This is a genomic window from Loigolactobacillus bifermentans DSM 20003, assembly GCF_001434575.1.
Lineage (GTDB): Bacteria > Bacillota > Bacilli > Lactobacillales > Lactobacillaceae > Loigolactobacillus > Loigolactobacillus bifermentans.
The window spans coordinates 67,887-78,745 of the sequence record NZ_AZDA01000092.1; the positions used below are offsets into that span (position 1 = coordinate 67,887).

Consider the following 10,859-nt stretch of genomic DNA (forward strand, 5'->3'; position numbering starts at 1 on the left):
CGCAACCTGAAAGGATGGGATGTCATTGTTAGGGCTACTGTTGCTAGGCTTAGGTGTGACCTTGGCCTTGACTTGCTTTTTCCTAGTGCTCAGCTGGCGTTTACCAGGTGACCGGCAACGTTTATGGGGACTGGCACTTGGGGCAGCTGGCTTATTCATCCTATTATTGGTCAGTTTTGTCTGGTTACAACGTTACGACCCCGAAACGTTCCTGGGCTTTACAAGCTTTTTATTTCATGAGAAAATAGGAGTTGCTTTGGCCCCATAGCTCAGCAGGATAGAGCAATCGCCTCCTAAGCGATAGGTCACCGGTTCGATTCCAGTTGGGGTCATCTTAACAGCAAACCTAAATAAAAAACTTTCAAAACCAGTTGGTTTTGAAAGTTTTTTTGTTTAGTAAGACTTTTCGATTTGTAGGAACATTTTCCGGAAGTTATGCCGCTTCAGTGAACCTAGCAACGTATCCCGGGTCACATCAACAATTTGTTGCCACAAACTTAATGACGTGTTCCGTTCTTCATAAATCACCTTACTGGAGGCTGCGGTAATCGGTGTAAAATCATAGTAGATCTTCCGCCGATAGTGTTTGGTCAGCATCTCATAATGAAAACTGCGGTTTAGCACATTGCGGGTAATGGCAACTTTGGCCTTTTCCCCTGCTTCAAGCCGCTTTTCATAACTAAAACCGGCTAATTGATCAGCCGTTAAGCGATGACCTGTTTGCGCCTGAATGTCAAAAAGTTCAGTCTCAACAATGCGATTATAAATAAAGGCTGCTGGAATGTTTAATATTTGCTCAATTTTCATGCCGGTTCCCTCCAAACGTGATTGTTTCGCGCTAATGATTAGTTTGAGTATACGCCTCTTTAATCGGAATGAACATCATTTAGTCATGCGTTTGCCCTTATTTTTCTGATCACGCTTGCGCTTTTTCTTCTTAGGTTTGGGTTCTGGCGCCGGCTGTGGTGCATGTGTTTTTTTAGGCTTCGCTTTTGGTTGATGTCGAACAGACTTCGCCGTCACTTGTGGTCGGCGTTCTGGCGGTGTGAGTTGCAACTGGCCTTGGGTCAAATACAACGTCAACACTTGGTATTTTGTGCCCACCAACTGCTTTAACTGACGCAACTGATGTTCATTGCCTAAACTAATGGCATAACCAGACTGGCCCATGCGCCCTGTACGCCCTGTGCGATGAATATAAGTTTCCAGATCTCGTGGTTGATCATAATTCACCACGGCTGGTAACGCCGGAATATCCAAACCACGTGCGGCCACATCTGTGGTTAACAGCAAGCGGACTTCCTGCTTGCGAAAGGCCCGTAAGGCTTGTTGCCGTTTGATCTGGGTTAATTCACTGGTTAACACGCGACAAGAGACGTGTTGGTGTTGCAACACCTCAGCCGCATCTTTTAAATCATTTAACGAATTAAAGAAAACTAACGCATAAAAATTTGGAACGTGGCTTAACCGGCGCAGTGCATCCACACGCTTGCGAACCGGCACATCGATCATCCCATGGCACACACTTCCTTGGCTATGGTCTTCTGCCCGCACATCAATGGTTTCAATGGGCAACCCAAACCATTTTTCCAATTCATCCATGACCCGGATCTTAGTGGCTGAGAAAAAAGCCAATTGTGTCTCACTCGGTGAATGGCGCACCACATCACGGGTAACGTCCATTTTTTCTGGTAATAACTGCTGATCCGCTTCATCGATAACAATGGTTTGTAAAGTATGAAACTTGATCTTATGCTGTGCAGCAAGTTCTAATAAGCGCCCTGCTGTTGCTACGATCACCTCAGGTTTTTGTTTCAGACGTTCGATTTGCCGTTTAATATTAGCACCACCTGCAACTCCTTGGATCTTTAGCCCAACGGCTTGGGCATAAGGCCGAAGTGCATCCCGTTCTTGCATCACTAATTCTTGCGAAGGCGCTAAAATCAATAATTGTAGGCCATCGCCTGGCACTAACTTTTCAAAAAGTGGCAGTGCAAATGCAAGGGTTTTACCTGAGCCAGTCGGGGCCAGTCCTAAAATCGAATGATCTTGTTTTAATGGCTGATAAACGGCCGTTTGAATGGCTGTTTCAGCTTGAAAACCCGCTTGTTCCCAAACGGTTTGAAATTGTTTACTCGGCATGAGTATCCTCACTTACTGAATCTGCAGGGAAATGTAACCCGGCAGATCGTCTTAATTGATAAAGTACTGAATTAACCTCTGCGCTTAAGTCAAACTGTTGTTGCGCATAAGCGTGGTCATTTTGTTGGATAATGTCCGCAAAAACTTGTGCTTCGTGTCGCATTGGATTCGCAGCTGCTGGTTCTCCTAATGGCGTTACCATATCACTACCAAATTGATGCTTTTCCACTTGGGCAATATCGGCAGCATTGGGCTTAATCACTAAGGTATCATGTAACCCATAAATTTCAGAAGGCAAGAACGAAGTGGTGTTCTTACCAAAAATCAAGGTCACATCAAAATCTTGATAAGTTAAAATGGCTGTGCCATGGCCATCAACACCCGTTGGCGTTGGGGTGGCAAAATAAGCCACCCGATCTGGTGATCCAAACCAAGCCACTGCATCATAGACCACATAGACGCCTAAGTCTTGCGCGGCGCCACCGGCAAAAACTGGGTTAAAGATATTTGGTGTTTCACCGGCTAGCACTTGGTCATAGCGGGATGAATATTTCATGTACGTTAAAGTAGCCCCTTGCAGATCATCTAATTGGGCAATTGCCGTTTTAATGTGTGTGAAATTTGGTTCATAAACATGCCGCGCTGCTTCCAATACAAAGCGGTCAGGGTTTTGATCCAACAATTGTTGAATCACATGTTGTTGCGTGGGATTGGCGAAAGCTGGCTTTTCCACGATCACGTTTTTGCCGGCTAAAATGGCCTGCTTGGTTTGTTCAAAATGTAAGCTGTTTGGCGATGCAATGTAAACCACATCAAACTGACCATTTTTAAAAAATTCAGTGAGATCCGTAAAATATTCTGCTGCTTGATACTTATCCTGCCACGCCTGCGCTTTATCCGCATGACGTGAATAAATCGTTGTTAATTCATATTCTTTTGTTGCTAATGCTGCATCAATAAATTGAGCTGTGATCCAGTTGGTTCCGATAATCCCTAATTTTAACATCACACTCATCCTTCCTATCAAAAGGCTGTTTTAATCCATTATAAATTACTCATGAAAAAAAAGCGATTGATCCCCTGTTTTTCACCTTTTCGTGCTATGATGATAGCAACGAATAACCGATTTTTTCGGCTGAGAAAGTAGGTGGCACAGTGGCCTTTCATTGGCATCTTAACGGGCAACGTTTGGTTAAAAATTTTGTGAAACACTTTGTCGCACATCAACCGGCTACCGCCGTTGACTACACGCTTTTTTTTGCGGGAACTTGGCGCTTCTATGATGAACGCCAGCAACGCCATCATCAATTACGCGTCTCATCTCAATTGGAAATTAAAATTGACGGTCATGCGTTAGCAGGCCAAGTGACCCAGCTGAATCGGCAGCAATTGGTCTTCTTGGACCAGTATGGCTACGAGTTACGGATCACGGCCAATGATCAACAACCGACAACGATTTACGACGAGGCCGATCACCGCACCTATCCGATTATGATTGTTAATCAACCTGAATAAGGACTGTTGACTACTCGTTGACAGCCTCTTTTTTTCGCACTTAAAAAGACCTATCGCAAGCGATCAGGCCTTTTTAAAGTTAACTTATGCCAATGATAGTCCGGTCACCGATTCGATCGATGTGGTTTGTGGGAACATATCAACGGGTTGCGTGCTAGCCGCATGGTAACCGAGTGCTTGTAAAGCAGCCAGATCCCGAGCTAATGTGGCTGGGTTGCAACTGACATAAACCATGCGTTTCGGTTTCATTTCGCCGACTGCTGCAATAAATTCAGGTGCCAACCCTTTACGTGGTGGATCAACCACCAAAACATCAGGTTGTTGGCCGTCTTTGGCCCATTCCTGCATCACACGTTCAGCCTGCCCTAAGCTGAATTTCGTATTCCGAATATCGTTTAATTTCGCATTCCGTTTGGCATCCGCCACAGCGGCTGGAACGACTTCGATGCCGTAAACATACTTGGCATGCTGCGCTAACGCCAAGGAAATCGTCCCGATACCACAGTAGGCATCGATCACGGTTTCTGTGCCGGTTAAACCAGCCGCTTCAATGGCCGCTTGGTACAACTTTTCCGTTTGTTGAGGATTCACTTGATAAAATGATTGTGCAGAAATATCAAACGTTAAGCCTAACAACTGATCGCGTAAGAAGCTTTTCCCAAATAGTTTTTTCGTCGTTGGGCCAAGAATCACGTTGGTTTGTTTGGCATTGACACTTTGGATCACACTGACTGTTTCTGGTAACGCTGAAACAATAGCCGCCACTAAAGCATCTTTTTGTGGGAAATCAGCGACGCGGGTAATCAAAATAACCATTAATTCATGGCTGTAATAGCCGCGGCGTACCATAATGTTGCGGATCACCCCTTGATGCCGTTTTTCATCATAAGGCACCACATGGTATTGGCGTAACAAATCGCGGACTTTGACGATTGCCTTGTCGATTTCAGGATCTTGAATATAAAAATCCGTTAATGGCATCACTTGGTGACTGCGTTTTCGATAAAAGCCAGTTTCCAGTTCGCCTTTGATCTCGCGAACCGGCACTTGTGCTTTATTCCGGTAGCCGGTTGGATCGGCCATGCCTAAGGTTGCTTTAACCGGTACAGCTAGCTGGTTACGTTCAAATTGCATTTCAATTTGATGTTGCTTGAACTTTAATTGAGCGGGGTAAGCCAAATGTCCCAGTGGCGCGATCCCAGTTTGACGATAAGCCTGGTTTGGTAATTCAACCCGATCTGGGCTTTTACTTTGCCAATCGGTTACCCGAGCATAGCCAAAGTTTTTGCCAATTTTAGTCACTTGTAACGTGACAGCTTCACCTGGCAACGCATTTTCCACAAACAATGGATAATGGTCTACCTTGGCAACGCCTAAGCCTTCATAAGTGAGGTCTTGAATCGTCGCTTGAAGCGTTTGATTTTTGGTAACTGGTGCTGTAAATTTCATGTAGTATCTCCTAAATTCTTGTTCTATTTCTGCAAACATCCGATTTTGCGTTGAGCCGGTGCAAAATTCCTGACCAAACGCCCACTGCCGTTTTCTCCAAAGCTCAAAAAAATGAGCCAGTTGAAACTGCACCGCGTTAAAAGTTTAACACTTTACAGCTCAACTGTCTCACTTTGAAATTACTTTAGGCTATCTTTTAAAGCTTTTTTTGCTGCTTGCCGGCCTTCATACTCCCCAGTAATGGCTTGAGATGGCAATTCATCAACGTTGGCATACATTTCAATGTGCTGCTTCAAGTTTAAAAATGTCATCGGCGCATCACCGCCATATTCACCGTCTAAATTGATTTTCATAGCTTCACCGTTTTGGGTTTCTGCCACAAGCTTATGGGTTTTGGTATAAATGATCCGCGGATCATCGACATGGCGCCCACCGTTTAAGACCATGGTCATTAAACGAATCAACTCTAACATATTCGCTGTTTTCACAACAATCAGTGAAAAGCGGCCATCATCTAAGGAAATATCAGGCGCGGCCTGTTCGAAGCCCCCAACTGAGTTGGTCAAGCCTAACAAGAACATCGATGCTGGACCATCATACACCCCGTCATCATATTCCAAATGCATTTGCACCGGCTTGATTTGTGGTAGTAATTTGGCCCCTTCAATCAAATAAGCTAAATAGCCAAAAATGGATTTGGTTTCAGAGGGCACTTCGTAAGTCAGCTCCGTTAAGAAGCCCCCACCAGCAATGTTCATGAAATACGTGTCATTTGCCTGGCCAATATCCATTTTAATCGTTTGTTGCTTTAAAACAATCTTTGCGGCCTCAACCGGATCTTCCCGGGGAATTTTTAAAGCCCGGGCATAATCGTTAGTTGTCCCCGCTGGAATGATCGCCATTTTAGGCCGCTTGCTCAATCCAGCTAACCCATTGACCACTTCATTAATGGTCCCATCACCACCAGCAGCGACCACCAGGTCAAACCCGGCTTTTGCTGCCCGCGCTGCCTCATCTCGAGCAGAGTTAGGCGTCGGCGTTGTGGCAAAAGCACTTGTTTCATAACCAGCTGCCTCAAACACATTTAAAATATCGATCATATTGCGCTTTAAGGCTTCATGCCCAGCAACTGGGTTATAAATGACTCTTGCACGTTGCTCCATTTAAACGCCCTCCTCTTATTTAGCGTTTCTTCAACTCGCCGATCAATAATTGATTGACAACTTTCGGGTTCGCTTGCCCGTGGGTCTGTTTCATAAGCTGGCCGACTAAGAAACCAATGGCCCGATCTTTACCATTCTTAAAGTCCTCGATCGATTGTGCATTGTTATCTAAGACTTCGGTGATCATTGGTAATAACTTAGCGGGATCTGATAATTGCACCATACCTTTGGCTTCGACCCAAGCTTTTGGTTCGCTGCCGTTGGTAATGATCTCTTTAAAGACTTTTTTGGCGATTTTAGAAGAAATCGTGCCATCGGTGATCAATGAGATCATCGTCGCCAAATGGGCAGGGGTTAACTTGGTATCAGCTAAACCTAAATGCTCAGCATTTAAGTACGCACTCACTTCACCTTGTAACCAGTTTGAAGCTAATTTTGCATCCGCACCGGCAGCAACAGTGGCTTCATAGAAATCAGACATTTCTAAGTTAGCCGTTAAGACTTGGGCATCACTGGCCGTTAATCCAAAATCATTGATGTAACGGTTCCGACGGCTGGCTGGCATTTCAGGAATTGAAGCACGCACTTTTTCGATCCAGTCATCATCAATGTGCAATGGTGGAATATCTGGTTCTGGGAAGTAACGGTAATCGTCTGAGCCTTCCTTAACACGTTGTAAGACAGTTTCCCCAGTGTTTTCGTTAAAACCACGGGTTTCCTGACGAATTGTGCCGCCAGATAACAGAATCTGTGCTTGCCGCTTTTCTTCATATTCCAACCCTTTACGCAAGAAACTAAAGGAGTTGATGTTCTTTAATTCGGTTTTGACCCCATATTCCTTTTGACCGACTGGCCGAATGGAAATGTTGGCATCCACCCGCAAAGAACCTTCTTCCATTTTCACATCAGAAACCCCAGTAAATTGGATAATTTGCCGTAAGGTTTCCATGTATTCGTAAGCTTCTTCAGGTGAATGCATATCAGGGGCGGATACGATTTCAATCAAAGGTGTGCCCTGACGGTTTAAATCGACGTAAGAATATTGGCCAGTATGTGTATTCTTGCCGGCATCTTCTTCTAAATGCAATTCTTCGATTCCGATCTTCTTCGTACTACCATCACTTAAATGAACTTCCACCCAGCCTTTGGTCCCGATGGGTTGTTCAAATTGTGTGATCTGGTAAGCCTTTGGATTATCAGGATAGAAATAGTTTTTACGATCAAAATGGTTTTCCTTGGAAACCGTGGCATTTAAAGCCAATGCCGCGCGCATCCCATATTCAATGGCACCGCGGTTAACAGTTGGCAAAACACCAGGATAACCCCAATCGATCACATTGGTGTTCATATTAGGGGTGTCACCAAATTCGTTAGCCGATGGACTAAACATCTTGGATTTTGTTTTTAATTCAACGTGGACTTCCAAGCCAATGGTTGTTTCAAAATTCACTAGTCATTTCCCCCTAACGTTGGTACTTCTTGATGGAATGTGGTGGCTTGTTCAAAGGCATAGCCAGCTTTGTAAATCGTGGTTTCAGCAAAAGGTTGGCCAATTAACTGCATGCCAATTGGTAAGCCTTTGGCAAAGCCTGCTGGTAAGGACAAACCAGGCAGCCCAGCCATGTTAACTGGCACACTTAAAACGTCCCCTGCATACATGGTCAAGGGATCGGTCACATCTTCACCAATGCCATAAGCCGTGGTTGGTGCAACCGGGCCCATGATCAAGTCATAATCTTTAAAGACATTTTCAAAGTCTTGTTTCATTAAAGTCCGCACTTGAGCCGCCTTCTTGAAGTAAGCATCATAGTAACCAGCTGATAAGGAATACATCCCTAACATGATTCGACGCTTCACTTCGGGGCCAAAGCCTTCTGTCCGTGAGTTCACATAAACATCATCTAAGTTCTTGGCGTTTTGTGTCCGAACGCCATAACGAATCCCATCAAACCGTTGTAAGTTGGATGAGGCTTCAGAAGATGAAATGATGTAATAAGCAGCCACGCCGTATTGACTGTGTGGCAATGACACTTCTTCAACTGTGGCGCCTAGTTCACGGAACTTGTCAGCAGCTGCTAAAATAGCGTCTTTGACTTCAGCTTGAACCCCTTCACCTAAGTATTCTTTCGGTAAACCGATCTTCAAGCCAGCCACACCTTGATCAATCCCAGCCGTAAAGTCTGGTACGGGTTGGTCAACGGTGGTGCCATCATGCACATCGTGGCCTGCAATCACGTTTAAAACTGCAGCGTTATCTTTGACGCTCCGGGTCATGGGACCAATTTCATCTAAACTAGACCCAAAGGCGATCAAGCCCCAACGTGACACACGACCATAAGTTGGTTTCATCCCAACAATACCGGTAAAGGAAGCGGGTTGGCGAATTGAACCCCCGGTATCAGAACCCAAGGCAACTGGCACCATGCCGGCGGAAACAACCGCCGCAGAACCACCAGAAGAGCCACCGGGCACTTTGGTTAAGTTCCAAGGGTTTTTAGTGGTTTTAAAGGCTGAATTTTCCGTTGAACCGCCCATGGCAAATTCATCCATGTTGGTTTTCCCAACCACAACTAAATCCTTGTCATACAGCTTTTGCATCACAGTGGCGTCATAAACCGGCACAAAGTTTTCGAGAATTTTACTAGCCGCTGTGGTTTTCAAATCCTTCGTCATAATATTATCTTTAATGGCAATTGGGATCCCAGCTAAAATGTTGTCAGGATCGATGCCTTTTTCATCAATGGCTTTCGCAGTTGCTAAGGCTTTTTCTTCGTTTAATGCCAAGAAGCCGTTGACTTTTTGGTCAGTTTCTTTTAAAGCCGCTAACGTCTGTTGGGTCAGGTCATAACTGGTAATGTCATGATTGACCAACGCTTGATGCAATGCTGTTAGATCGTTTTCAAAGTAGTTCATTCGGCGTCAGTCCCTCCATTGTCCAAAATTGCTGGAACCTTGATATAACCGTCTTGCGCATCAGGTGCATTGTGCAACAACGCATCACGCTCAGCTGGATTAGCAGGAGCTGGTTCATCCGGACGTAAAACGTTCACAAGATCAACAACATGTGTCATCGGTGCAACGCCTGTTGTGTCGACTTCTTGTAATTCGTTAAACATATCGGTAATTTGACTTAATTGATCGGTAAATTGGCCGAGTTCCTCGTCCGTAAATGATAAACGGGCTAAGTTTGCCACGTGGGTCACTTGTTCTTTGCTGATTGCCAATTCGCTTGCCTCTCTTTCATTTTAGTTACGCAATTATTCTACCATAAAAGCGTGTGCTTGCGGCAACCTTCGCCGACAAACACACGCTTTCATGAGACTTATTTCATTAATAACTGCCAAAGACATGGGTATAATATGACTTTTCGCCACTTTCACGAGCCACAAAAGCCTGCACCCCGCTAGTCGAGCTAATGGTAATTTCTACAGGAACCCCTGTTGGTAAATATTTCTGTGCTTCAGTGGCAACAAATTGCGTGAAGCTGGTAATTTCAGTTTGACTGTAGAACTGCGTGGTAATGCTGACCTTCATGCCAGACAATGTCCCAGAATTGTATTGGGTTTGTGCCGTCACGCCTGACAAGTTCGGGAAGAAGTTTTGCACTTGTGTTTTAAAGTTGCTAAAGGACTCACTAGCCTTACCGCTACCCGTTTTCGCATTATTAACCGCCGGCAAAATATAATTCTTCTGATCCACATTATGCCATTCTGTGATGCTGTTGCTCCCGTTTTTACTAACACCATAAGCAAAGAACGTGCCCCCAACTAAACTGTCGTTCGTGGCCTGTTTATACAGTGCAATCACAATGGGTACTTTGCCAACACCGGACTTTTTGCGCATCCGTTTCACCACTTCATTGGCCATTTTCTTTCCTTCAGCAACACGGGTGGCCTCAGAGATCTTGGTTTCATAAGTGGCGCCATACTGTTCTTTTTCGTAGTAGTCGATTTGGTTTAAGCCTAACCCAATGGTCATCCCACTTAAGGATAACTTACTACCACTTTGGGTCATATAATCTTGTTCTTCAAGCTGTTGCAAGTAGATTGGGTTGCGCTTCGTTTCAGATTTTTCACCATTGTCCTTGGGATTCAACCCTGTGGGATTACTTTTAGATTGACGGGCCAACCAGTTTTGTGTGGTGGCCTTCTTTAAGTATTGTCCTTCTTGGAACACGTACTTATTCGTCGCGAATTCTTTTTTGGAAATGGACAACAAACCATTTTCAAAACTCTTTAAATTGTATGTGTTATCATCTTGGCTTTGTGAGACACCACGGGATTTACTGGTTAAATACTTGCCCTTTTTGATCACCCCTTGGTACTCACCATCTGACGCTTGACCCGTTGTGGTCACAGATGATTTCGACTTGGTGGTACTGGTCGAGCCTAACCCCGAAGATTGTAAGTTGCCACAAGCAGCTAGGGCCAAGCTACTGGTGATCAAAACCAAAAACAGTCGTAACCTTTTCAAATTCAAAACAAAACCTCCTAAAGGCTTTAATGTCTATTTTGCTAGCGCAAAATCTTATTTCCGGAGGATGTCCATTCCATCGGACGAAAACCGTCACGGTGGAAGCATGGCACCTCC

Annotated in this window: 11 protein-coding genes and 1 tRNA gene; 3 read left to right on the forward strand and 9 right to left on the reverse strand. The window is 44.8% G+C overall.

The genetic code is table 11. The annotated features are described in order from the left end of the window. The first annotated feature begins 19 nt into the window (after nucleotides 1–19). Nucleotides 20–268: a hypothetical protein gene (locus FC07_RS15670; RefSeq protein ID WP_083483288.1), complete on the forward strand. Its 249-nt coding sequence runs from the start codon at nucleotides 20–22 to the stop codon at nucleotides 266–268. Beyond that, nucleotides 259–332: transfer RNA gene (locus FC07_RS10530), tRNA-Arg, on the forward strand. The genes FC07_RS15670 and FC07_RS10530 overlap by 10 nt, the downstream gene beginning before the upstream one ends. Before the next feature lie 61 nt (nucleotides 333–393). Here the strand turns inward: FC07_RS10530 and FC07_RS10535 are convergent. From FC07_RS10535 to FC07_RS10545, 3 genes are all read right to left on the reverse strand, one after another. Further along, a complete protein-coding gene (locus FC07_RS10535) occupies nucleotides 394–807 on the reverse strand; it encodes a DUF3284 domain-containing protein (protein ID WP_057905069.1) in 414 nt (137 codons plus the stop codon). A gap of 75 nt (nucleotides 808–882) precedes the next feature. Then, nucleotides 883–2,142, reverse strand: coding sequence for a DEAD/DEAH box helicase (locus tag FC07_RS10540; protein WP_057905070.1), 1,260 nt, complete (start codon nucleotides 2,140–2,142; stop codon nucleotides 883–885). Continuing rightward, the gene (locus tag FC07_RS10545) at nucleotides 2,132–3,148 is read right to left on the reverse strand and encodes a Gfo/Idh/MocA family protein (protein WP_057905071.1); all 1,017 of its coding nucleotides are present in this window, start codon (nucleotides 3,146–3,148) and stop codon (nucleotides 2,132–2,134) included. Before FC07_RS10545 ends, FC07_RS10540 begins: the two co-directional genes overlap by 11 nt. Before the next feature lie 149 nt (nucleotides 3,149–3,297). Here FC07_RS10545 and FC07_RS10550 point away from each other — a divergent pair, with 149 nt between their 5' ends. Next, nucleotides 3,298–3,657, forward strand: coding sequence for a DUF4828 domain-containing protein (locus FC07_RS10550; protein ID WP_057905072.1), 360 nt, complete (start codon nucleotides 3,298–3,300; stop codon nucleotides 3,655–3,657). Between the two features lie 84 nt (nucleotides 3,658–3,741). Here the strand turns inward: FC07_RS10550 and rlmD are convergent, their stop codons facing one another. The 6 genes from rlmD to FC07_RS10580 form a co-directional block, all read right to left on the reverse strand. Beyond that, a complete protein-coding gene (rlmD, locus tag FC07_RS10555) occupies nucleotides 3,742–5,106 on the reverse strand; it encodes a 23S rRNA (uracil(1939)-C(5))-methyltransferase RlmD (RefSeq protein WP_057905073.1) in 1,365 nt (454 codons plus the stop codon). 179 nt (nucleotides 5,107–5,285) lie between these two features. Further along, nucleotides 5,286–6,269, reverse strand: a complete 984-nt coding sequence (locus FC07_RS10560) for a diacylglycerol kinase (protein ID WP_057905074.1) — start codon at nucleotides 6,267–6,269, stop codon at nucleotides 5,286–5,288. A 19-nt stretch (nucleotides 6,270–6,288) separates the two neighbouring features. Next, a complete protein-coding gene (gatB, locus tag FC07_RS10565; RefSeq protein WP_057905075.1) occupies nucleotides 6,289–7,719 on the reverse strand; it encodes an Asp-tRNA(Asn)/Glu-tRNA(Gln) amidotransferase subunit GatB in 1,431 nt (476 codons plus the stop codon). Further along, nucleotides 7,719–9,182, reverse strand: coding sequence for an Asp-tRNA(Asn)/Glu-tRNA(Gln) amidotransferase subunit GatA (gene gatA, locus FC07_RS10570; RefSeq protein WP_057905076.1), 1,464 nt, complete (start codon nucleotides 9,180–9,182; stop codon nucleotides 7,719–7,721). The genes gatB and gatA overlap by 1 nt, the downstream gene beginning before the upstream one ends. Next, entirely contained in the window at nucleotides 9,179–9,493 is a 315-nt protein-coding gene (gatC, locus tag FC07_RS10575; RefSeq protein WP_057905077.1) for an Asp-tRNA(Asn)/Glu-tRNA(Gln) amidotransferase subunit GatC, read from the reverse strand. Before gatC ends, gatA begins: the two co-directional genes overlap by 4 nt. A 106-nt stretch (nucleotides 9,494–9,599) precedes the next feature. Next, nucleotides 9,600–10,748, reverse strand: a complete 1,149-nt coding sequence (locus FC07_RS10580; RefSeq protein WP_191981091.1) for a CamS family sex pheromone protein — start codon at nucleotides 10,746–10,748, stop codon at nucleotides 9,600–9,602. Between the last annotated feature and the right edge of the window lie 111 nt (nucleotides 10,749–10,859).